Origin of the sequence: Pseudomonas sp. CP-1, assembly GCF_021213715.1 — a bacterium.
GTDB lineage: Bacteria > Pseudomonadota > Gammaproteobacteria > Pseudomonadales > Pseudomonadaceae > Pseudomonas > Pseudomonas aeruginosa.
This window is the reverse complement of the sequence record NZ_JAJQKY010000004.1, coordinates 31,968-54,873: the sequence shown is the minus strand read 5'-3', so window position 1 is coordinate 54,873 and position 22,906 is coordinate 31,968. Positions and strand designations below refer to the sequence as shown.

20 protein-coding genes are annotated in these 22,906 nt (G+C 66.8%); 6 read left to right on the top strand and 14 right to left on the bottom strand.

Annotated features, from left to right (window positions below; translation table 11 throughout):
• Positions 1–30: 30 nt before the first annotated feature.
• The 4 genes from LT948_RS09640 to LT948_RS09625 all read left to right on the top strand — a co-directional run bounded on the left by LT948_RS09640 (position 31) and on the right by LT948_RS09625 (position 5,103).
• The gene (locus tag LT948_RS09640; RefSeq protein WP_003140368.1) at positions 31–1,932 is read left to right on the top strand and encodes a sensor histidine kinase; all 1,902 of its coding nucleotides are present in this window, start codon (positions 31–33) and stop codon (positions 1,930–1,932) included.
• Positions 1,929–3,254: a sigma-54-dependent transcriptional regulator gene (locus LT948_RS09635; RefSeq protein WP_003086877.1), complete on the top strand. Its 1,326-nt coding sequence runs from the start codon at positions 1,929–1,931 to the stop codon at positions 3,252–3,254. The genes LT948_RS09640 and LT948_RS09635 overlap by 4 nt, the downstream gene beginning before the upstream one ends.
• 335 nt (positions 3,255–3,589) lie before the next feature.
• A complete protein-coding gene (locus LT948_RS09630; RefSeq protein WP_103119341.1) occupies positions 3,590–4,702 on the top strand; it encodes an alkene reductase in 1,113 nt (370 codons plus the stop codon).
• 194 nt (positions 4,703–4,896) lie between these two features.
• The gene (locus LT948_RS09625) at positions 4,897–5,103 is read left to right on the top strand and encodes a hypothetical protein (RefSeq protein ID WP_003086874.1); all 207 of its coding nucleotides are present in this window, start codon (positions 4,897–4,899) and stop codon (positions 5,101–5,103) included.
• 5 nt (positions 5,104–5,108) lie between these two features.
• On the opposite strand, the gene LT948_RS09620 is transcribed toward LT948_RS09625, so the two are convergent.
• Positions 5,109–5,732, bottom strand: coding sequence for a class I SAM-dependent DNA methyltransferase (locus tag LT948_RS09620; protein WP_003086873.1), 624 nt, complete (start codon positions 5,730–5,732; stop codon positions 5,109–5,111).
• A gap of 325 nt (positions 5,733–6,057) precedes the next feature.
• On the opposite strand from LT948_RS09620, the gene LT948_RS09615 reads away from it, so the two are divergent.
• On the top strand, positions 6,058–7,605 hold the full coding sequence (locus LT948_RS09615) for a TerC family protein (protein WP_003082751.1): 1,548 nt from the start codon (positions 6,058–6,060) through the stop codon (positions 7,603–7,605).
• Positions 7,606–7,660: 55 nt separating this feature from the next.
• On the opposite strand, the gene LT948_RS09610 is transcribed toward LT948_RS09615, so the two are convergent.
• Entirely contained in the window at positions 7,661–8,440 is a 780-nt protein-coding gene (locus LT948_RS09610; protein WP_003109252.1) for an SDR family oxidoreductase, read from the bottom strand.
• A gap of 5 nt (positions 8,441–8,445) precedes the next feature.
• Positions 8,446–8,877 carry a GlcG/HbpS family heme-binding protein gene (locus tag LT948_RS09605; RefSeq protein WP_003082743.1) on the bottom strand — a complete coding sequence of 144 codons (432 nt, stop codon included), beginning with the start codon at positions 8,875–8,877 and terminating at the stop codon, positions 8,446–8,448.
• An 84-nt stretch (positions 8,878–8,961) separates the two neighbouring features.
• On the opposite strand from LT948_RS09605, the gene LT948_RS09600 reads away from it, so the two are divergent.
• A complete protein-coding gene (locus tag LT948_RS09600) occupies positions 8,962–9,870 on the top strand; it encodes a LysR family transcriptional regulator (protein ID WP_003140381.1) in 909 nt (302 codons plus the stop codon).
• A 3-nt stretch (positions 9,871–9,873) separates the two neighbouring features.
• Here the strand turns inward: LT948_RS09600 and LT948_RS09595 are convergent, their stop codons facing one another.
• The 11 genes from LT948_RS09595 to cyoA all read right to left on the bottom strand — a co-directional run bounded on the left by LT948_RS09595 (position 9,874) and on the right by cyoA (position 22,423).
• Positions 9,874–11,802 carry a DNA/RNA non-specific endonuclease gene (locus LT948_RS09595; RefSeq protein WP_023101409.1) on the bottom strand — a complete coding sequence of 643 codons (1,929 nt, stop codon included), beginning with the start codon at positions 11,800–11,802 and terminating at the stop codon, positions 9,874–9,876.
• A gap of 86 nt (positions 11,803–11,888) precedes the next feature.
• Entirely contained in the window at positions 11,889–13,436 is a 1,548-nt protein-coding gene (ilvA, locus tag LT948_RS09590) for a threonine ammonia-lyase, biosynthetic (protein ID WP_023097814.1), read from the bottom strand.
• Entirely contained in the window at positions 13,433–13,840 is a 408-nt protein-coding gene (locus LT948_RS09585; RefSeq protein ID WP_003086867.1) for a YybH family protein, read from the bottom strand. Before LT948_RS09585 ends, ilvA begins: the two co-directional genes overlap by 4 nt.
• A 265-nt stretch (positions 13,841–14,105) precedes the next feature.
• Positions 14,106–14,618, bottom strand: coding sequence for a prealbumin-like fold domain-containing protein (locus LT948_RS09580; RefSeq protein WP_003082734.1), 513 nt, complete (start codon positions 14,616–14,618; stop codon positions 14,106–14,108).
• A 59-nt stretch (positions 14,619–14,677) separates the two neighbouring features.
• Positions 14,678–15,010 carry a DUF883 family protein gene (locus LT948_RS09575; protein WP_003082731.1) on the bottom strand — a complete coding sequence of 111 codons (333 nt, stop codon included), beginning with the start codon at positions 15,008–15,010 and terminating at the stop codon, positions 14,678–14,680.
• 128 nt (positions 15,011–15,138) lie between these two features.
• Entirely contained in the window at positions 15,139–17,337 is a 2,199-nt protein-coding gene (locus LT948_RS09570) for a TonB-dependent receptor (protein ID WP_023095898.1), read from the bottom strand.
• Positions 17,338–17,575: 238 nt separating this feature from the next.
• Positions 17,576–18,466, bottom strand: a complete 891-nt coding sequence (gene cyoE / locus LT948_RS09565; RefSeq protein WP_003082726.1) for a heme o synthase — start codon at positions 18,464–18,466, stop codon at positions 17,576–17,578.
• A gap of 10 nt (positions 18,467–18,476) precedes the next feature.
• Positions 18,477–18,812 (bottom strand): cytochrome o ubiquinol oxidase subunit IV, encoded by a 336-nt coding sequence (gene cyoD, locus LT948_RS09560; protein ID WP_003109258.1) that lies wholly within the window; start codon positions 18,810–18,812, stop codon positions 18,477–18,479.
• On the bottom strand, positions 18,812–19,441 hold the full coding sequence (cyoC, locus tag LT948_RS09555) for a cytochrome o ubiquinol oxidase subunit III (RefSeq protein WP_003086858.1): 630 nt from the start codon (positions 19,439–19,441) through the stop codon (positions 18,812–18,814). The genes cyoD and cyoC overlap by 1 nt, the downstream gene beginning before the upstream one ends.
• A gap of 3 nt (positions 19,442–19,444) precedes the next feature.
• On the bottom strand, positions 19,445–21,421 hold the full coding sequence (gene cyoB, locus LT948_RS09550; protein WP_003082705.1) for a cytochrome o ubiquinol oxidase subunit I: 1,977 nt from the start codon (positions 21,419–21,421) through the stop codon (positions 19,445–19,447).
• Between the two features lie 6 nt (positions 21,422–21,427).
• Positions 21,428–22,423, bottom strand: coding sequence for a ubiquinol oxidase subunit II (cyoA, locus tag LT948_RS09545; protein ID WP_103119340.1), 996 nt, complete (start codon positions 22,421–22,423; stop codon positions 21,428–21,430).
• Positions 22,424–22,906: the final 483 nt, after the last annotated feature.

The window sequence follows — 22,906 nt, the reverse complement described above, 5'->3', positions numbered from 1 at the left end:
CGGCGGGCTGGCCTAGCCGCGACGACTGTGATGGAATCCCCCGACCCGCCCTGCAGCGTACCTCCGTCACTGACCGTGAAGCCCCGCCTCGTCCGCCAGTTGCTGCTCCCCATTCCCCTGCTCCTGCTGATGCTCGGCTTCGGCTACGGCGGCTACCGGATCAGCGAGAGCGCCGGCATCCGTGCCCTCGCCGAGAATGGCGAACGCCAGCTGGAGCTGCATGCGCGGACGGTCGAGAGCGAGATCAGCAAGTACACCTACCTGCCCAGCCTGCTGGAGCTGGAGCGCAGCGTCAGCCACCTGCTCACCGACCCGACGCCATACCGGCGCAACCAGGTCAACGCCTACCTCGAAGGCCTCAACCGCCGCGCCGGCAGCCGCGCGGTGTACCTGCTGGACACCAACGGCCGGGTCCTGGCCACCAGCAACTGGAGCGACCCGGACAGCTACCTCGGCGAGGACCTGTCGTTCCGCGCCTACTGGCAGGACGCGATGAAGGGCAAGCCGGGCCGCTTCTACGGCATCGGCAGCACCCGCGGCGAGCCGGGCTACTACCTGGCCCACGGCCTGGTCCACGGCGGCCGGATCATCGGCGTGGCGGTGGTCAAGGTGAAGATGGACGCCCTCGAGGAGCGCTGGGAGAAGGCGCGCCTGGAAGCCTTCGTCAGCGACGAGAACGGCATCATCATCCTCTCCAGCAACCCTGCCCTGCGCCTGAAGGCGGTGCGCTCCCTGAGCGCCGACGACAAGGAGCGCCTGGCGCGCAGCATGCAGTACTACTGGTGGGCGCTGAACGAGTGGCAGCCGCTGCTGCGCGAGCCGCTGGCCGCCGGAGTGGAGAAGCTCAGTTTCCCCGCCGATGAGCAGCACCCGCGCGGCGAAGCGGTCACCTACCTGGCGCAGACCCGCGCGCTGAATGACACGCCGTGGAACCTGACCCTGCTCAGCCCGCTGGAAGACCTGCGCCGCGACGCGGTGCGCAATGGCATGCTGGCCGCCATCGGTTTCGCCCTCCTGGCCTTCCTGCTGATCGCCTGGAACGAGCGGCGCAAGGTACTCGCCACCCGCCTCGCCGCGCGCGAGGCGCTGCAACGGGCCAACGGCGAGCTGGAAGTGAAGATCGCCGAACGCACCGCCGACCTGCAGGCCAGCAACGCACGCCTGACCGCCGAGATCCACGAGCGCCAGCAGGCCGAGGACACCCTGCGCAAGGCCCAGGACGAACTGGTCCAGGCCGGCAAGCTGGCGGTGATCGGGCAGATGTCCACCAGCATCGCCCACGAACTCAACCAACCACTGGCGGCGCTGCGTACGCTGTCCGGCAACACCGTGCGCTTCCTCCAGCGCGGCAAACTGGAGACCGCCAGCACCAACCTCGCCACCATCAATGAACTGGTCGACCGCATGGGCCGCATCACCGCCAGCCTGCGTGCCTTCGCCCGGCGCAGCGACGACGCCGGCCAGGCCAGCCTGGCCAAGGCGGTGGACGCGGCGCTGCTGATCCTGCACGGGCGCCTGGAGCAGGACCCGCCGACCCTGCACCGGCATTTCGACGATGTGCGCCTGGGCATCGACCAGACCCGCCTGGAGCAGATCCTGGTCAACCTGCTGGCCAACGCCCTCGACGCCATGAGCGGGCAGGCCGACCGCCAGCTCTGGCTGGAAGGCCGGCGCGAGGAGGAGCGCTACGTCCTGCGCGTGCGCGACAACGGCCCCGGTATCCCGCCGGCGGCGCGCGTCCACCTGTTCGAACCCTTCTTCACCACCAAGCCCGGCGAACATGGCCTGGGCCTCGGCCTGACCCTCTCGGCCAGCCTGGCCACCGCCGCCGGCGGCAGCCTCAGCGTGCAGCACCCCGAAAGCGGCGGAACCGCCTTCGAGCTGAGCCTGTCCCTGGTTCCCGATTCCCCGACTGCGAGTCCCGCCCGATGAACGAGCCGCTTTCCGTCCTGATCGTCGAAGACGATCCGCATGTCTTGCTCGGCTGCCAGCAGGCGCTGGAGCTGGAGGACATCCCCTGCATCGGCGTCGGCAGCGCCGAGGAGGCGCTGCAACGGGTCGACCGCGACTTCGCCGGCATCGTCGTCAGCGACATCCGCCTGCCCGGCATCGACGGCCTGACCCTGCTGGAGCGTCTCAAGGCCCTCGACCCGAGCCTGCCGGTGGTGCTGATCACCGGTCACGGCGACATCTCCATGGCGGTACAGGCGATGCACGCCGGCGCCTACGACTTCATGGAGAAGCCCTTCTCTCCGGAACGCCTGGTCGAGGTCGCCCGCCGCGCCCTGGAGCAGCGCGGGCTGGCCCGCGAGGTCAGCGCGCTGCGTCGCCAGTTGGCCGGCCGCCAGGACCTGGCGCAACGGATCATCGGCCGCTCGCCGGCGATCCAGGCGTTGCGCGAGCTGATCGCCAACGTCGGCGACACCTCGGCCAACGTGCTGATCCTCGGCGAGACCGGCACCGGCAAGGAGCTGGTGGCGCGTTGCCTCCACGACTACAGCCGGCGCCACCAGCATGCCTTCGTCGCGCTGAACTGCGGCGGCCTGCCGGAGAACCTGTTCGACAGCGAGATATTCGGCCACGAGGCGCACGCCTTCACCGGTGCCAACAAGCGGCGGATCGGCAAGATCGAGCATGCCAACGGCGGCACGCTGTTCCTCGACGAGATCGAGAGCATGCCGGTCAACCTGCAGATCAAGCTGCTGCGGGTGTTGCAGGAACACACCCTGGAACGCCTCGGCTCGAACCAGTCGATCCCGGTGGACTGCCGGGTGATCGCGGCGACCAAGGCGGACCTCGCCGCCATGGGCAAGAGCGGCCAGTTCCGCAGCGACCTCTACTACCGGCTCAACGTGGTGAGCCTGGAACTGCCGGCACTGCGCGACCGCCGCGAGGACATCCTGCTGCTCTTCGAACACTTCCTCCAGCAATCCTCGCTCCGCTTCGACCGCCCCGCGCCGGAACTCGACCGTGCCACCGTGGCCAGCCTGATGGCCCACGACTGGCCGGGCAACGTACGCGAACTGCGCAACGTCGCCGAACGCTTCGCCCTCGGCCTGCCGGTGTTCAACAAGGGCGGCCAGGCCGTGCAGACCGGCGGCCCGCGCTTCGCCGAAGCGGTGGAGGCATTCGAGAAGGCCCTGCTCGGCGACGCCCTGGCCCGCCACCACGGCAACCTGACCCAGGCCAGCCAGGACCTGGGCATGGCCAAGACCACGCTGTTCGACAAGGTGAAGAAGTACGGCCTGCAATAGGCCGGAGCGCCCTCTTCGCCCTGCCCGCCTGGCGTGGGGCGCAGGACGCGATGCTTCATCCGGCATTTCTCACCCGCCTGCGATTCCGCTCGGCGGATAACGCCGGGGGCGTTATTCGCCCTACCCGCCTGACGCAGCGCGTCATAGGCCATTCCTCCTCCCTCGGTGCGCCCTACCCGCCGGTGTCGGGAACGCGCTATCCGGGCATTCATGAATTGAACTCAAGTGTCATTTTCCCCGGCAGCGGTTTTTCGCACGAATCGTTCCGCCAATAATGCGCTCACCTTCTTCCAGCGCGCCGCGCCACGGCCGGCCTCACGAGCGAGATCGCCATCATGCTGTTCAGCCCCTATGCCCTTGGCCACCTGACCCTCCCCAATAGCATCGTCATGCCGCCGATGACCCGTTCCCGCGCCGCCAGTGGTGAAGTCGCCACCGCGCTGATGGCCGAGTACTACAGCCAGCGCGCCGGCGCCGGCCTGATCGTTTCCGAAGGCACCCAGATCAGCCGGCAGGGCCAGGGCTACGCCTGGACACCGGGCATCCACAGCGCCGAGCAGGTCGCCGGCTGGCGCCAGGTCACCGACGCGGTGCACGCCGCCGGCGGGCGCATCTTCGCCCAGCTCTGGCACGTCGGCAGGGTCTCGCACACCTCGCTGCAACCGGGCAACGCCGCCCCGGTGTCCTCCTCGGCGCTGGTGGCCGAAGGCGTGAAAGTCTTCGTCGATCCCCAAGGCCGCGGAGCGCAGGCCGGCGGCGGCGAGATGGTCCAGCACTCGGCGCCGCGCGCGCTGGCCGTGGAGGAAATCCGGGAGATCGTCGCCGACTATGCCCAGGCCGCACGCAACGCCCTCGACGCCGGCTTCGACGGGGTCGAGCTGCACGGCGCCAACGGCTACCTGATCAACCAGTTCATCGACTCCCAGGCCAATGCGCGCAACGACCAATACGGCGGCTCGCTGGAGAACCGCCTGCGCTTCCTCCGCGAAGTCGCCGAGGCGGTCACCGCGGTGGTCGGCAGGGAGCGCATCGGCGTGCGCCTGGCGCCGCTGACCACCCTGCAGGGCGCGGTCGACGACACCCCGCAAGCCACCTACCTGGCCGCGGCGCGGCTACTGGACGAGATCGGCGTAGCCTACATCCACATCGCCGAGGCCGACTGGGAAGACGCCCCGGCCATGCCGGCGGCGTTCAAGGAAGCGTTGCGCATCGTCTACCGTGGCAGCCTGATCTACTCCGGCATGTACACCAAGGCGCGCGCCGAGGAAGCCCTGGCCAGGGGCTGGGCCGACCTGGTCGGCTTCGGCCGGCCGTTCATCGCCAACCCTGACCTGCCCTACCGCCTGGAGCACGACCTGGCGCTGGCCGACGGCGACCGCTCGACCTACTTCGGTGGCGGCGCCGCCGGCTACACCGACTACCCGAGCCTGCCGCAGGCGGCCGGTTGAACCCCCTAGCCGACCGGACCGCGAGCGCGCGGCCGGTTGGCGAAACATGCCGCCACAACCTCGCCTTTGGTCGACTAGAACCCACGGCTGGCGGGACCTAGACTCAATTCGCCAGATATTCATTATTAATAGGCCTGATTTCCTGGACAGGGGGGACCACCGATAGCATCGAGGAACATTTCGAGGAATCCGCCATGAGCAAGTCCCTGATCGTCTCCCTGGCCGCCAGCCTGGTCGTCCTGGCCGGTTGCGCCAACCCGCCGCGCAGCGTCGAGCGCCCCTACAGCGACGCCGAAATCAAGTCCTACGCCCTCGACAGCCTGGAACGCAGCGACCTCTCGCCGAAGCGCCTCGACCAGTACCGCAGCGTGCTCGGCACGCCGCACCGGCAGACCCTCTAGCGCCTTCAGACGGGGCGCCGCCAGACGCTCGCCAGCCAGGGCTGCTGCTCGCGCGGCAGGCCCGGCGGCCGGTAGTAGTGCTCCAGCTCGACGAAACCGGCTTCCTCCAGCAGGCGTTTCCAGGCCGGGTAATCGTGGTAGGCACCGTAGCGTTGGCCATTCCAGCCCTCGCGGTTGTCGCCGCGCGGGTTGGAGCTGAACAGCACGCCGCCCGGCCGCAGCGCTTCGAAGAGTTCGCCGAGCACCCGCGGCAAGGCGCTGCCGGGCACATGGAACAGGCTGGCGTTGGCGAAGATGCCGTCGAAGTGCCCAGCCGGCAGTCGCAGCGCCAGGAAATTCTGTTGCCATACCTCGCAACCGCTGTCGGCCCTGGCCATCTCGACGAAGCGCGGCGTGCCTTCGAGTCCCACCGGCTGGTGGCCGAGGCGGCGGAAGGTGGCCAGGTCGCGCCCGGGACCGCAGCCGAAATCGAGGATCCGGTACGGCGGCGGCCCGTCGATATGGCGCAGCAGCGCCTCGACGTTCTGGCTCACGTCATGGCCGCGGGTGCCCTCGCGGAAGCCTTCGGCGTTGCGCTGGTAGTCGGCCAGGGTGGTGGCGGTGATCGCGTCGAAATCCTCGGTGCTCATGTCTGCTCGCAGTGGCGGGGTTCCGCCCAGTCTAGCGCCGGCAGGGGTTTCGCCTAAGGTTTTGTAATAGTTTCCCGCTGTGGCGAGGGCCCGCGACACAGTAGGATCGACTTCCCTTTGACTCTCAATGGCCATCATGACCACCCTTTCGGAGCCCCCCAGTCGTCCTTCCGGACAACCCTCCCCGCTTCGCCTTCGCCACCTGCGTCCGCCCCTCGACGCCGAATCCCTCGCCTCGTCCCCCGCCGTCACCGCCGGCTGCCGCAGCCGCGCCGTGCAGCGTCGCGCCAGCGCGACGGCCAGCCGGACCGGGAGGTAAGCGCACATGGAATGGATAGCTGACCCGACTGCCTGGCTCGGCCTGGCGACCCTGATCGTGCTGGAGATCGTCCTCGGCATCGACAACCTGGTGTTCATCGCGATCCTCGCCGACAAGCTGCCGCCGCACCTGCGCGACCGCGCCCGGGTCCTCGGCCTGTCGCTGGCGCTGCTGATGCGCCTGGGCCTGCTGGCGAGCATCTCGTGGATGGTGACCCTCACCGAGCCGCTGTTCGAGGTATTCGGCAAGAGCTTCTCCGGCCGCGACCTGATCATGCTGTTCGGTGGCGTGTTCCTGCTGTTCAAGGCCACCATGGAGCTGCACGAACGCCTCGAAGGCCATGTCGCCCAGCACGCCGGCAACAAGACCTACGCGCTGTTCTGGCCGATCGTCGCGCAGATCGTGGTGCTCGACGCGGTGTTCTCGCTCGACGCGGTGATCACCGCGGTGGGCATGGTCGAGCACCTGGAAGTGATGATGATCGCGGTGATCGTCTCCATCGGCCTGATGATCGTCGCCAGCAAGCCGCTGACCCGCTTCGTCAATCGTCACCCGACGGTGATCATGCTGTGCCTGGGCTTCCTGATGATGATCGGCTTCAGCCTGACCGCCGAGGGCCTGGGCTTCCATATCCCGAAAGGCTACCTGTACGCGGCCATCGGCTTCTCGATCCTCATCGAGGTGTTCAACCAGGTCGCCCGCAAGCGCCGCAAGAAGAGCCTGCAGGGCCACCGCCCGCTGCGCGCACGTACCGCCCATGCGGTGCTGCGCCTGCTCGGCGGCCAGCGCCTGGAGGCCGACGAGGTCGGCGAGGAAGTCGCCGACCTGTTCGAGGAGGGCGACGACCAGGTGGTCTTCGACCGCCGCGAGCGGGTGATGATCAGCGGCGTGCTGCAATTGGCCGAGAAGCCCATCCGCAGCCTGATGACGGTACGCGCCGAGGTCGACTGCATCGACCTCGACAGCGGCCGCGAGGCGATCCGCGCGGCGCTGCTCGAATCGTCCTACTCGCGCCTGCCGCTGGTGCGCGACGGGCGCGTCGAGGAGCCGCTGGGCTACGTGCACAAGAAGGAACTGCTCAAGGAGCTGCTCGCCGGCGCCCAGCCGGACCTGGAAAGCCTGGCCCGCCAGCCGCTCAACCTGTTGCAGGACTGTTCGATCCTCAATGCCCTGGAGCAGATGCGCGAGGCCTCGACCCACGTGGCCTTCGTGGTCAACGAGTTCGGCGAATTCATCGGCCTGCTGACCCTGACCGACATTCTCGAATCCATCGCCGGCGAGCTGCCCGACGCCAGCGAGATCGACGGTCCGGACGTGGTCGAGGAGAACGACGGCTACCTGGTCAGCGGTGCCATGAACCTCAGCCAGGTGCGTCGACGCGTGGGGTTCGACGCGCGCGCCACGGAGGACTACCAGACCCTCGCCGGGCTGGTGATGAGCCTGCTCGACCGCCTGCCGGTGATCGGCGACCGCCTGCAGTGGCAGGACTGGGAACTGCGGGTGGTGGAAGTGGAAGAACGCCGGGTGACCCGGGTCCTGCTGCGCAGGGGCTGAGCGAAGCGGCGGCCGCCGATCCGGCCGCCGCCCTCCCCGGCGCAGCGGCAGACCGCTACAGGCGGCGCTGCCAGGCCTGCGCCTGCTCGTCCTTGACCACCTCGACGAAAGCTTCCGGCAACAGGGTGCGGAACGGTCCTTCGTCGGCCTCGGCCAGCTCGACCATCCGCGCGATCATTTCCTCCGGATCGTACTGCTCGAAGGGAAAGCGCACGCCGCTGTGGTCGGTGAAGTGACGCTGCGGGTCGTACCAGCGTTTCCAGGTTTCCATCATGCGATCGTTGAAACCGGTCTGGTACGGGCCGGGATTGATGGTGCCGACCTGGATGCCGAACGGCTTCAGCTCGGCATGCAGGGCCTCGGCGAAGGCCTCCAGGGCATGCTTGGAGGCGCAGTAGGGGCCGGTATAGGGACCGGTGATCAGGCCGGCGATGGACGACACGAAGAGCACCTTGCCGCCACGCTTCTGCTCGACCATGCGCCGGACGAAACCCTGGGTCAGTTCCAGGTTGGCGAACACGTTGGTCTCGAACAGCGCGCGCACCAGTTCCAGCGGGATCTCCGCGCTGGCCCCGGCCTCGGCGCTGCCGGCGTTGTTCAGCAGCACGTCGATATCCCATTCCCAGGCGCGTTCGCGATCGGCGGCGACGGTGATGTCGAGGGTTTCCACCCGCAGCGGGACGCCACGCCGCCCGGCCTCTTCGCGCAGGTCGGCGGCCTGCCCGGCGCCGCGCACGCCGGCGATCGTCCGATGGCCGCGGGCGGCCAGGCGCAACGCCACTTCCCGACCGAAGCCGCTGCCGGCCCCGGTCACCAGGATTCGCTTCTGTTTCATCTCGATTACCTCTGGATTGTTGCCATGGCCACGGCGGCCTCGGCGATGGATTGGTCCTGGGCCGCGCTGGCGCCGGAGACGCCGACGCCACCCAGGCAGGAACCGCCGGCATCGCCCAGCGGCATGCCGCCGGCGAAGCAGGCCAGCCCGCCGTTGCTCTGCTCGATGCTCCACAACGGCTGGCCCGGCCCGGCGAGTCGGCCCAGCTCGCCGCTGGGCAGGCGGAACAGCGCGGCGCTGCGCGCCTTGCGCTGGGCCAGGTCGATGGCACCGGGAACGCTGTCGTCCATCCGTACGAACGCCAGCAGGTTGGCATGGGCGTCGACCACCGCGACGCAGACCGCCAGGCGCTGCCGCTGCGCTTCGGCAATGGCCGCCGCGATGCAGCGTTGGGCATGTTGCAGAGACAGGTGGGTAGACATGGCCGGCGTCCTCATCGAGTGCTTGCGGGCCAGTCTAGAAAGGTCGAAGCTTTAACAGAACCGGCCTTCTCCTACGTAGACTTTCAAGTTTTTCTAACAATGAATCGACGCGATCCCCTCGCCGGCCTGCATGTCTTCAGGCAGGTCGCCGACACCGGCAGCTTCACCCGCGCCGCCGCCCTGCTCGGGGTGACGCCGGCGGCGGTGAGCCAGGCGATCAACCAACTGGAAGCCGAGCTGCGTCTCAAGCTGTTCCACCGCACCACCCGCGGGGTCAGCCTGAGCGAGGCCGGGCAGCGCTACCACGAACAGACCGAACAGCCCTACCGCGACCTGGTGCGCGCCCGCGAAGCGCTCGGCGAAAGCCTCGCGGAACCCTCCGGGCAGCTGCGCATCAGCGCCCTGCACCTGGCGAAGAACCTGGTGATCGCACCGATGCTCAACGAGTTCGTCCGACGCTACCCGAAGGTGCAACTGGAGATTCGCTACGAGGACCAGTTGGTGGATATCGTCAGGGAACGGCTGGATGCCGGCATCCGCCTGGCCGACGCCCTGCAGCCGGGCATGGTCGGGGTGCAACTGACAGCGCCGCTCGCGTGCCTGCTGGTGGCCACTCCGGCCTACCTCGCCGAGCACGGTACGCCGGCCAGCGTCGCCGACCTCGATGGGCATGCCGCCGTGCGCTTCCGTTTCCCGCGCAGCGGCCGCCTGCACAAGTGGCGCTTGCGGGAAGACGGGCGGGAACTGGAAGTGGACCTGCCGGCACGCTTCGTCAGCACCGACACCGAGACGATCATCGAGGCGGCCCGCGCCGGCGCCGGGATCGCCCAGGCATTCATCCGCGAGCGGGTCGCCGCGGACCTCGCCGCCGGGCGCCTGGTGGAAGTGCTGCCTGGCAGTTGCCTGCCGCTGCCGCCGATGTGGCTGTATTACCTGAACCGCCGCCACGTACCGGCCAAGCTGCGCGCCTTCATCGAACTGCTACGCGAGTGGCGGCAGCCGGCCTGAACCTCAGCGGCCCTTGCCGGCCGGCCCCGGCCGGCTCAGCAGGAGGTCGTCCGGCCCGTCGATCTCGATGAAGCGTCCGCTTTCCAGCGCCTCCTCCAGCGGCGTGCCGGCGAGCACGTCGGCCTTGCGCAGGGCGCTGGAGAAACGCAGGTCGGCGCTGGCCTCGACCTTCGCCAACGGCACCTGGTAGGTCTTGAACGCACCGTAGCGGAAGCCTTCGCTGGGCATCATCCCTTCCTGCCCCAGCAGGTAGGCGGACACTCCCAGTTCGCCGCTGTCGGCGTCGATCATCGCCACCACCTTCCAGAACTCCAGCGGCACCTGCACGCCCTGGTAGAGCGGATCGTCGTCGCGGAACACCGGGCCGGTGAACACCGAGATGCGGAAGCCCTCGCTCCTGGCGTTCTGCAGCACGTAGTCCTCCAGCGACAGCCAGCTGCGCTGGTTGAGCTGCGCCACCTGGGGCACCGCGTTGGTATAGACGAAGGTGTCGTCCTCGGCCTGCCGGGCGATGGCATCGCTGTCGCCCCAGCCGGGATCCTCGCGACGCACCATGTGGCCCTTGTCGAACGAAGCCGGGCCGTAGAAGTCCTTGTGTCCGACCTGCGCGGCCGCCTCGATGCGCGGGTCGAAGCCCCAGGAATCCTTGCGCTTGAGCGAACGCTTGAGCGCACCGTCGATATTCACCGCGGTGAGGATCGGCAAGCGCCGGCTGGCGCTCATCACCACCGAGAAATGCAGGTAGTCCAGGCGCGTGCCCTTGCCCACCGGCAGCACCTGGTGGCTCTTGCCCGGCTTGGGCAAGGTCGCCTTCGGCCCGAGGAAGGCCTCGTCGAAACCCTTGCGCTCGGCCAGGTCGGCGACGCTGCGCTGCTTTTCCTGGAAGCGCGGCGCGCCGCGCTTCAGCTCCGCCCCGGCCACCGGCACCCAGGCGCGACGCGCCAGCAGGCTGCGGATCACGCTGGCCTTCACCGCATAGTTGGTCTTGCGGAACTGGCCGCCGAAGTGCAGGCCGACCACCTCGCCGCCGTCGATCGAAAGCACCGCCGAGCCGGAATTGCCGCCCAGGGTCGAGCAGTCGTGAGTCAGGTACCAGGCGTCATGGGGCAATCCCACGACTTCGCCGGGAGCAAAACGCTTGACGTCGTAGATGTTGCCGAAGATATCTTCCATCGCCCCGGCGTCGTTGCGGCTGTCGCGCGCCGGATAGCCGACCACCGCCACCGCCTGGCGCGGCTCGGCATCCTGGCGCGCGAGGACCAGCGGCGGCGGCAGCAGGTCGCCCTTCACTACCTGGAGGATCGCCATGTCCGGCGCCTCGGAGACGTCCGGGGCGATCCACAGGACCCGCGCGATCACATGCTCGTCGCTTTCCGGCTGGCGGTATTCCTCGCGGAAGTCCACGCGTGTGCGCACCTGCTTGCCAGCCTGGTTGAGACGGAAGCGGAACAGGCTGCCCTGGCGTTCGGCGAACAGGCTGGCGACATGCCGGTTGGTGACGATCAGGTCGTCGTCGATGCGCCAGCCGGTACCGCACCAGTCCATGCTGTCGTGGTCGATCAATTCCAGCCGACCGACCGAGCGGATCGGCGTGGCCAGCGCGGCGCGATGCTTCTTCAGGCGCTGCTCCAGGCCGGCCAGCGGCGCTTCGTCGAAGATACCGTTCTTCACCAGCAGCACCGGCCGGCTCTTGAGCAGGACGATCGCCTCGCTGAAGCGCCGCGAGTCGAAGAACGAGGCGTCGGATTCCGGCGACACGCTCTTGCCCAGGTGGTCGGCGATCTGCTCGCGGCTGGCGTTGTACGCCGGCACGTTGCTCCACTCACCGCGGGCGGCGAGGTGGGCGAGTTCCTCGCGGGTGCCCTTTTCCTTCAGTACCGAGCAGACCCGCAGTTCTTCCGGCGTGGCCCGCCGGGGGTTGCGCTTGCGCATGGCCATGTCCCTCGCTGGGCGGATATCCCTGGCAGGAGTCTAGCCGAGGGACATGACAGGGCCATGTCCTGCTGGCGGAGCGCCGCTCAACCGGCGAACAGCCGGTAGGCCGGGTTGTGGGTTTCCTCCCAGTACGGATAGCCGATGGCTTGCAACGCCGCCTCCAGCTCGCCGCGCTCCTCGTCCGGCACCTGCAATCCGGCCAGCACCCGACCGTCGGCGGCGCCGTGGTTGCGGTAGTGGAACAGGCTGATGTTCCAGCGCGAGCCGAGCTTGTCGAGAAAGTTCAGCAAGGCCCCGGGGCGTTCGGGAAACTCGAAGCGGAACAGCCGCTCGCGGCGCACCTCGGTACCGTGGCCGCCGACCATGTGGCGGATGTGCAGCTTGGCCATCTCGTTGTCGGTCAGGTCGAGTACCGGGAAGCCCTGCTCGCGCAGGCCGGCGAGCAGGTCGGCGCGACTGTCGGTGAGCGGATGGGTCTGCACGCCGACGAACAGGTGGGCCTGGCGGTCGCTGTGGTAGCGGTAGTTGAACTCGGTGATCTGGCGCCGGCCCAGCGCCGCGCAGAAGGCCTTGAAGCTGCCCGGCCGCTCGGCCACGGTGACGGCGATGATCGCTTCGCGCTGTTCGCCCAGTTCGGCGCGCTCGGCAACGTGGCGCAGGCGGTCGAAGTTGATGTTGGCACCGGAGTCGATGGCCACCAGGGTCTGCCCCTCGGTGCGTTCGCGGGCCACGTACTTCTTGATTCCCGCTACGGCCAGGGCGCCGGCCGGCTCGGTGATCGAACGGGTGTCGTCGTAGATGTCCTTGATCGCCGCGCAGATTTCGTCGCTGCCGACGGTGATCACCTCGTCGACGTGGTCCTTGCAGACCTCGAAGTTGCAAGCGCCGATCTGCGCCACCGCCACCCCGTCGGCAAACAGCCCGACCTGGCCCAGCACCACCCGCTCGCCGGCGGCCAGCGCTGCCTGCAGGCAGTTGGAATCCTCCGGCTCGACGCCGATCACGCGGATATCCGGACGCAGGTGCTTGACGTAGGCGGCGATCCCGGCGATCAGGCTGCCGCCGCCGACCGGCACGAAGATCGCGTCGAGGCGGCCGCTGTGCTGGCGGAGGATCTCCATCGCCACCGTGCCCTGTCCGGCGATCACGTCCGGATCGTCGTAGGGTGGGACGAAGGTCATGCCTTCGCGCTCGGCCAGTTGCAGGGCATGGGCCAGCGCATCGGGGAAGGCGTCGCCGTGCAGCAACGCCTCGCCGCCGCGCGCCAGCACGCCCTTGACCTTGAGTTCGGGAGTGGTGCGCGGCATCACGATCACCGCCCGCACGCCCAGGCGCTGCGCCGCCAGGGCCAGGCCCTGGGCATGGTTGCCGGCGGAGGCGGTGATCACCCCGCGGGCCTTCTGCTCGTCGCTCAGGCGCGCGACACGGGTATAGGCGCCGCGGATCTTGAAAGAGAACACCGGCTGCATGTCCTCGCGCTTGAGCAGCACCCGGTTGCCCAGGCGCTGGGACAACTGCGGCGCGACCTGCAAGGGGGTTTCCACGGCGACGTCGTACACCGGCGCGGCCAGGATGCTTTCCACGTAGCCGGCCAGCAGGGGTTTGCTTGCGCTGAGGGTCGAGGCGCTCATCGGCTGGCCTCCGCGCTCGCCGCCACCGAGGCCAGCAGGTCGGTGCCGTAGGAGTTGTCCACCGCGCAGCGCCACCGGCCATCGGCCTCCTGGCGGAACACGTAGGTGGCCCGACGTTGCAGGCGTCCGGCCTTCGACTCGATCACCGCCTCGGCCATGACCAGCGCCGTATCTCCCGCCTCGATCACCCGCAGGTCGTGCTGGCGCACTCGCAGGCTGTGCTCGAAGTGCCGGGCGATGGCGTCGAACGCCTGGCGGATCTGCGCCTTGCCGCAGGCGTTGAGGCCCGGCTTGACCACCAGGGTGGCGTCGTCGCAATAGAAATCCATCAGGGCATCGAACTGCCCGGCATTGATCAGGGCGTCGGCCCGGCCAACGAGGTTCTGGAGGGTCTGGTGCTGCATGCTGTTCTCCCGGTTCGGTGGTTTTGGCCCAGGAGACAGAACGAAGAACCCGCCTCGAGGGCGGGTTCGGAGTGGACGCTGGCTAACCCGCCATAGCTGGAATGGCGGTAATAATGCTGCGGCGGGTAAGCAGGGTCGCGAAGGTCATGGGTATCGAAACTACGGCGCCGCCCCGTTGGCTGTCAAGCGGTCCGGCCGCGCTGGCAGGAAAAAGCCCCTGCCGCGATGGCAGGGGCTTGCCGTTTTGGCCGAGCGCCGCCGGAGGTCAGCGGGTCAGCAGCACCTTCTGCGGCTGCGAGCCACTTACGGTGACCAGCTTGGTGACGGTGCCGCCCTCGGTGATGGTCTTGCCATCGCTCTGGGCGCTCCAGGTCAATTCGCTGGAAATGTAGTAGGTGCCGTTGGGGATGTGGTCGAAGTCGAAGCGACCGTTCTGGTCGGTGGTCGCCTCGCGCACATAGGTGGCGCGTCGCGGGTCGAGCACCGGCGGTTGCACGTCGGGATCGCGCTTGGCGGCATCGAGGTTGCCGAACTTCGCGTAGTAGGCCTTCATGTAGCTGGTCGCCGGCTCCAGGGTGACCTTGGTGTTGGTCCCCTTCTGGATCGCACCCGACGCGCTGGTCAGGTACAGGTCGCCGTTGATCACGCCCTCGCCCACCTGCTGGGTCGCCGCGTATTCATGCTCCGGGAAATCCGGCAGGTCGTTGGGGTTGGAGGCGCAGGCCGCCAGGGCCACGGTCATGGCCAGGAGGCCGAGGTTCTTCTTGATCGAAAGCATGGGCAATTCCTTTTTTCAAGCGAAGGTAACGAGTCCGTTGTGCGGCACCGACCGCGTGCTCAGGAGCGGCGCCCGAGCAGGAAGCCGGCGAGCAGGCCCACCGCGGTGGTGATGGCCACGGTCTGCCAGGGATTGGCGCCGATATAGCTTTCCGTCGCATCCACCGCGTGGCGGCTGCGTTCGGCCACGGCGCTACCGCCCTTGCCGAGGGCATCGTTGGCCTTCTCCAGCAGCGCGCCGATCCGCGCACGGGCGCTGTCGGCCTTGTCGCCGGCGAAGGCGGCGCTGTCGGCGAGCATGCTGTTGGCTTCGGAGAGCAGTTCCTGCAGCTCGCTGTAGCTCTGGTGCTGGATCTGCTCGAGGTTGTCTTTCACTGCGTTTTTGCGTGCCATCGAAGAGGCTCCCTGAAAAATGACTTGCAAAGGAGTTGATAGGCGCCGCAGTGAAAAAGTTCAGAGGAAATCGCCGGGAAGAACCGGCGCCCAGGCAGTGGGCGCCGGCTTCCATGGCCTGCCTGCCGTCAGAACGCGTAGATCACCGAAAGAATCGCCGTGCGACCGTCGCCATACTCGATGGCCGAGGAGCGCGACTGGTTGCCGTACACCTGGCGCACCCGCTCGACGTAGGCCTTGTCGAACAGGTTGTCGAGGTTGAGTTGCAGTTTCAGGTCGCGCGTCGCCTGGTAGCCGAGCATCATGTTGTGCACCCAGTAGGCATCCAGCTTGCCGTTGTCCACCGAGGTGACGTTGCGCTGGCTGACGTAGCGTGCGCCATAGCCCAGGGTCACGCCCTCGGGCAGTTCGTAGGTGCTCCAGAGGCTCAACGAGCGCGGCGGGGTATTGCCCAGTGCCTGTCCCTCGCGCTGCGGGTTGCTGGATTTCAGGGTTTCGCTGTCGAGGTAGGTGTAGGTGGCGAAGAGGTCCCAGTGCTCGTTCAGCTTGCCGCTGGCGCTCAGCTCCAGGCCACGCACGCGCTGTTCGCCGGCAAGCACGTAGCTGCCGTCGGCCAGGCGTTCGCGGGCGTCTTCCTTCTTCACCTGGAACAGCGCCGCGTCCAGCTCCAGGCGCCGTCCGAGGAACTCCCACTTGGTGCCCAGCTCGTAGGTGCTGTTCTTCTCCGGCGCCAGGCCTCCGGTCGCCTCGGTCACGCCCGAGCCGGTGGTGACCAGGTGTTCCGCCGAGGGGTTGAAGGAGGTGCCGTAGGAGACGTACACCCGCCCGTTCTCCAGCGGCTTGAATACCAGCCCCGCCCGTGTGCTCAGCTTGCCGTCGGAACTGTCGGCGCGCACCGTCGGCTTGCCTGAGGGCGTGCTCCGCGAGGTGCCGTCGATCCAGTCGTAGCGCAGGCCCAGGCTGAGATCCCAGCGCTCGTCCAGGGCGATGGTGTCGAAGGCGTACAGCGCCTTGACCTCCAGTTCGGTCCGGTTGCGCGCGCTGTCGCGCTTGTCGGTGGGGCCGTTCCAGTAGCCCGGCGGGTTGTGCAGGTCGAAGCCGTTGGCCGGGTAGAACTTGCCCAGGTTGTAGGAGTAGGTGGTGCGGTCGTAGGTCTCGCGGGACAGCTCGAAGCCGCCGATCAGCGTATGCGCCAGGCCGAAGGTATCGAAGCGGCCGGTGAGGTTGGTCTGGTTGATCCACATCCGCGTCTTCGAATCGCGCCCGTAGGCTTGCGGTCCCGCCGGCAGGTAGCGCCCCGGCGGCAGGCCCTTCTGGTTGACGTGGGAGGCGGAGATCACCGTGTCCCGATGCAGGTGGGAATAGCGGATGAGGTTCTGCAACTGGAAGTCGTCGCTGAAATCGTGTTCGAGCTTGAGGGTGGCGACGTCGTTGTCGATCCGCTCCTCGTCCAGGTTGCGCCAGCCGAAATAATCGTGGCGGCTGACGCCGTCCAGCTTGCGCCCGTTCAGCGCCGGCACGCCATAGTCGGGAAGGTTGTCGTCGCGTTGGTGGAAGTAGCTCAGGGTCAGGCGGGTCGGGGTGTCCAGGCCGAAGGTCAGGGATGGCGCGATGCCCCAGCGCTGCTTGTCGATCTGTTCGCGCCCGGCGACATCGTTGTGGTGGGCCATGAGGTTGAGGCGGAAGGCGGTCGACTCGCCGAGCCCTTCCAGCGGCTGGTTGGTGTCCAGGGTCAGGCGCCGGTAGCGGTCCGTGCCCAGCCCGGCGCCCAGGTGGGTGAAGGCTTCGGCCTTGGGCTGCTTGCTGACCATGTTGATGCTGCCGCCGCTGGTGCCGGCGCCGCCGAACACCGAGTTCGGTCCCTTGATCACTTCCACCGCCTCCAGGTTGAACAGGTCGCTGCGGCTGGTCTGGGCGCTGTCGCGCAGCCCGTCCACCTGCATGTTGGCGTTGGCGCTGAAGCCGCGGATGTTGATGCTGTCGCCGGAACCGCCGCCGCCTTCGCCGGCGTTGAAGGTGATGCCGGAGACGTTGGACAGCACCTGGCGCAGGCTCAGGGCGTTCTGCTCCTGGATCACCTTTTGCGGCACCACCGTGACGGTCTGCGGGGTATCCAGCAGCGGCACGGCGTACTTGGCCGAGGCCGAGCGTTCGACCCTGGACGACGCCTGCTCGCCGGTGACCGTGTCGGCTCCCAGTTCCAGGGGATCGTCCTTGCGCGCCGCGTCCTCGGCCAGGGCCGGCGAGGAGCAGGCGGCCATCAGCAGCATCAGCGGCGCCAGCGGGCGTTTGGTGGGCAAGGGGGACGGCTCGTTGCGACGATCCATGAAGTACTCCATCTTGGTTATTGAGAATCATTGGCATTTGATTGATGGAGGGTTTTTTCCACAAGCCGGACAGCTCCGAAAAAGCTCCCGGAAAAATCTGATAACCAACGGCAGAGTCCCGGAACAGAGGGCTCGCCGCGCGGCCCTTCTGCCAGGCGGCGACCGCATCCCTGCCATCGCGCAGACAAAAAAAAGCCCCGCCAATCGACCGGCGGGGCTTTCCCTAAAGCGTGTCGCCTCAGAACAGCGAAGCGACCAGATGGGTGGCGGGCGCCACCTGGAAGTCGATGGACATCATCACGCTCAGCGCGGTGATGGCGACGATGGAGAAGGCGAACAGCTTGCGCGCCCAGACCCGGTCGTCGGCAGTCCAGTAGCCGGTCAGGGCGATGGCCAGCCACCACAGGCTCACCGCCACCGCCACCAACAGGTAGCCGTAGCCGGCGTAGCCGCCCAGGCACAAGGCGAGGGTCGCCGCCATGAAAGCGAGGATGTAGAGCACGATGTGGATCTTGGTCACCGCGATGCCGCGCGCCACCGGCAGCACCGGGATGCCGGCCGCCTCGTAGTCCTTCAGGCGGAAGATGGCGATGGCATAGGAGTGCGGCATCTGCCACAGGCAGAAGATCGCCAGCAGCGAGGCAGCTCCGGCGTCGAACTGGCCGCTCACCGCGCAGTAGCCGACCACCGGCGGCATCGCCCCGGAGAGGCTGCCGACCAGCGTGCCGTACTGCGAACGACGCTTGAACCACAGGCTGTACAGGCCGACGTAGACGAAGTAGCCGAAGCCGGCCAGCGCGGTGGTCAGCGGGTTGGTCCGCCACCACAGCAGGCCGAAGCCGGCGACCCCGAGGACCAGGCCGTGGGCCAGGGCAGCCTTCAGCGAGATCTGCCCGGTCACGGTGACCCGCCCGCGGGTCCGCTCCATGTGCCGGTCGATGTCGCGGTCGATGCAGTTGTTCAGCACGCACCCACTGGCGACCACCAGCGACAGGCCGATGACCGTGGCCAGCAACAGCATCGGCTCGACGCTGCCGCGGGCGGCGAGGAAGTATCCCCCCGCCACCGCGATCAGGTTGCCGAAGATGATTCCCGGCTTGGCCACCAGGAGATAGCGTTTCAGCTTCACGTCATGGCCCTCAGGGCATCGGCATCATCAGCATGTCGGCGCTGAAGATGATCCACAGCGAGAGACCGACCACCAGCAGGATGACGATCACCGTGAAGATGAACGCCATCACGTTCCAGCGCCCTTCCGACGACATGTTCATGTGCAGGAAGCAGATCAGGTGCACCACCACCTGCACCAGGCCGAGGACGACCATGGTGAGGATGGTCGCGTGGCGCGAGAAGCCGCCGTCCATGACCATGTAGAACGGGATCGCGGTGAGGATCACCGAGAGCACGAAGCCGATCGCGTAGGAACCCAGGCTGCCGTGGCCGGCGCCGTGGTTGTCGTGTGCAGCGCTGCTCATTACAGGGCCCCCATCAGGTAGACGACGGTGAAGACGCAGATCCAGACGATGTCGAGGAAGTGCCAGAACAGGCTCAGGCACATCATCCGGGTGTTGTTCTGCGCGGTGAGGCCGCGGGTCCAGATCTGCGCCATCAGCACCAGCATCCACAGCAGACCGGCGCTGACGTGCAGGCCGTGCATGCCGACCAGGGTGAAGAAGGACGACAGGAAGGCGCTGCGGCTCGGGCCGAAACCTTCGGCGATCAGGTGGTGGAACTCGTTGATCTCCATCCCGATGAACGCGGCGCCGAGCAGGAAGGTGACCCCGAGCCAGGCGATCGCCTGGCCCTTGGCGCCCTTGTGCGCAGAGAGCATGGCCAGGCCGTAGGTGCAGCTGGAAACCAGCAGGATGGCGGTTTCCACCAGCACGTAGGGCAGCTCGAAGATGTCCTTGCCGCTGGGGCCGCCGGCGGTGTGGTGAACCAGCACCGCGTAGGTGGCGAAGACGCTGGCGAACAGCACGCAGTCGGTCATCAGGTAGAGCCAGAAACCGAATACGGTGTTGCCGCCGCTATCGTGTGCATGATCGTGGTCGTGGCCCACTTCGTGGGCGTCGGCCAGATGCTTGTTCAATACTGCCGTCGACATGGTTCAGACCTGCTTGGCGAGTTGCTGGAAACGGGCGCTTTCGATCTTCTCGATCTCTTCGGGCTGGACGTAGTAGTCGACGTCCTGGTTGTAGCTGCGCACGATGAAGGAGCCGATCATGCCGACGAAGCCGACCGCCATGAGCCACCAGATATGCCAGATGGCGGCGAAGCCGAAGACGAAGGCGAACACGGCGATGGAGAAGCCCGCGGCGGTGTTCTTCGGCATGTGGATCGGCTGGTAGGCCGGCAGCTTGCGGTAGGCGGTGCCGGCCTTCTTCATGTCGTGGAAGGCATCCACGTCCTGTACCTTCGGCAGCTCGGCGAAGTTGTAGAACGGCGGCGGCGAGGAAGTGGCCCATTCCAGGGTGCGGCCTTCCCACGGGTCGCCATTGACGTCGGCCAGTTGCTTGCGGTTGCGGACCGAGACGAACAGCTGGATCAGTTGGCAGGCGATGCCGCAGAAGATCAGCACGGCGCCGAAGAACGCGACCACTAGGTAGGGCTTCCACAGCGGGTTGTCGTAGTGGTTCAGGCGACGGGTCATGCCCATGAAGCCGAGGATGTAGAGCGGCATGAAGGCCATGTAGAAGCCCACCAGCCAGCACCAGAAGGAGCGCTTGCCCCACTTCTCGTCGAGGGTGAAGCCGAACGCTTTCGGGAACCAGAAGGCGAAGCCGGCCAGGTAGCCGAACACCGCGCCGCCGATGATGGTGTTGTGGAAGTGGGCGATCAGGAACAGGCTGTTGTGCAGCAGGAAGTCCGCGCCCGGGATGGCCAGCAGGACGCCGGTCATGCCGCCGATGGTGAAGGTCACCATGAAGCCCAGGGTCCACAGGATCGGCGTGCTGAAGCGCAGGCGGCCCTTGTAGATGGTGAACAGCCAGTTGAACAGCTTCACCCCGGTGGGGATCGAGATCAGCATGGTGGCCACGCCGAAGAAGCCGTTGACGTCACCGCCCGAACCCATGGTGAAGAAGTGGTGCAGCCACACGGTGAAGCCGAGGAAGGTGATCGCGGCGCTGGCCCAGACCATCGATTTGTAGCCGAACATGCGCTTGCCGGCGAAGGTCGCGGTGACCTCGGAGAAGATACCGAAGGCCGGCAGGATCAGGATGTACACCTCGGGATGGCCCCAGGCCCAGAAGAGGTTGATGTACATCATGGCGTTGCCGCCGAGCTCGTTGGTGAAGAAGTGCATGTCCAGGTAGCGGTCGAGCGACAGCAGGCCCAGCGCAGCGGTGAGGATCGGGAACGAGGCGACGATCAGGATGTTGGCGAAGGTGCAGGTCCAGGTGAAGATCGGCATCTGCATCAGCTTCATGCCCGGGGCACGCATCTTGAACACGGTGACCAGGAAGTTGATCCCCGTGAGCAACGTGCCCATCCCGGATATCTGTAGCGCCCAGATGTAGTAATCCACCCCTACCCCGGGGCTATAGGCCAGCTCCGACAGCGGCGGATAGGCCACCCAGCCGGTACGGGCGAATTCGCCCAGGCCCAGCGACACGTTGACCAGCATGGCGCTGACCACGAGCAGCCAGAAGCTCAGCGAGTTGAGGAAGGGGAACGCCACGTCGCGCGCGCCGATCTGCAGCGGCACGGCCAGGTTCATCAGGCCGGTCATGAACGGCATGGCCATGAAGATGATCATGATCACGCCATGCGCGGTGAAGATCTGGTCGTAGTGCTCCGGCGGCAGGTAGCCGTGGTTGGCGCCTTCGGCCAGGGCCAGCTGGCCGCGCATCATGATCGCGTCGGCGAAGCCGCGGACCAGCATGACCAGGGCGACGACGATGTACATCACGCCGATCTTCTTGTGGTCGACCGAGGTCAGCCACTCGGTCCACAGGTAGGTCCACTTGCGGTAGTAGGTGATCGCACCGACCACGCCGAGGCCCAGCAGGGCGACGACGGCCAGTGTGACCATGACGATGGGCTCGTGGTAAGGCACGGCCGAGAGTGTCAGTTTCCCGAACATCTGCGCTTACTCCTGGGTACTCGGTTGCATGTGCATGTCCTTCATGTCTTTCATGCCCTGCATGGCTTGCATGTCCATGTCCTGCATGTCGTGACCGGTCATGGCGGCTTCGTGCTCAGCCCCGGCGTGCTCGCCGTGCGCGGCACCCTTGGCGTCGCCGTGGTGCTCGTACTTGGTGAGGATGTGGCCGAACAGTTCCGGGCTGACCGAAGAGAAGTAGGTCGGCGGAACGTTCTCGCTCGGCTTGACCAGCTCCGGATAGGTGCCGATCGACAGGCTGGTCGGTGCAGCCTTGACCTTGGCGACCCAGTCCTGGAAGCCCTGCTCGGAGGTGGCGATGGCCTTGAAGCGCATGCCGGAGAAACCGCCGCCGCTGTAGTTCGCGGAGATACCGTCGAACACGCCTTCTTCGTTGGCGATCAGGTGCAGCTTGGTCATCATCCCGGCCATCGAGTAGATCTGGCTGCCCAGCTGCGGGATGAAGAACGAGTTCATCACCGAATCCGAGGTGATCTGGAAATTCACCGGGGTGTCTTTCGGGAAGGCGATCTCGTTGACCGTGGCGATACCCTGCTCCGGGTAGATGAACAACCACTTCCAGTCCAGCGAAACGGCCTGGATGGTGACCGGCTTGACCTCGGAGTCCAGCGGACGGTATGGGTCGAGCTTGTGGGTGCTTTCCCAGGTGATCCAGCCGAGGATCGCGATGATCACGCAGGGCACCAGCCAGACCACCGCCTCGATGCGGTTGGAGTGGTGCCAGTCCGGCTTGTACTCGGCCTGGGTGTTCGAGGCGCGGTACTTCCAGGCGAACGCCAGGGTCATCACGATCACCGGGATGACCACGATCAGCATCAGCAGGGTCGCGGTAATGATCAGGGTGCGCTCGTCCATGCCCACCTGCCCTTTCGAGTTGAACAGGGTCATGTCGCAGCCGCCGAGCAGCAGCGCGGGCGCTAGGGAAAGCCATTTCAATGCGGCAAACGGGTTTGCTTTGGTCATCTTCCGGCCTTAATCGATGGAAGGAGCGAGTGGTCGCTCATGGATGTCTCCTTGCAAGGCTTGTGGCGGAGACCGCTGGCTTCAGCCAGTTCCAGACATGCAGTCGCCACCGGGGTACGGAACGGCCATTGCCCGGCCACGGGAGAAGGCAAGCGGATACCTTTCCCGATTCCGGTGACGGACTCGTTCCACGCGCTGAGTCGTTCCTTGATGAACAGCGTTTTCGAAGCTGTGCCGGAAGAGGCCAAGGGCGGCCAAGGCACGTGCATGCCTGGGCGAGAAGGATTGCCCTTCCCGCCGGGTGATCAGGTCGCAGTTATCGGTCGGCTATTTGTTGTGCAACAGGCAAGGCAGGAACCCATTTATCGCGATGCGGAGCAGAGACTCGCGCGACGCTCGTTGGACCGAAACTGAGCGTCAGTTATTACAATTCATTTCAGCTGAGGAGCCTATGACACATTTTGCAATAGACTTTCTCAAACA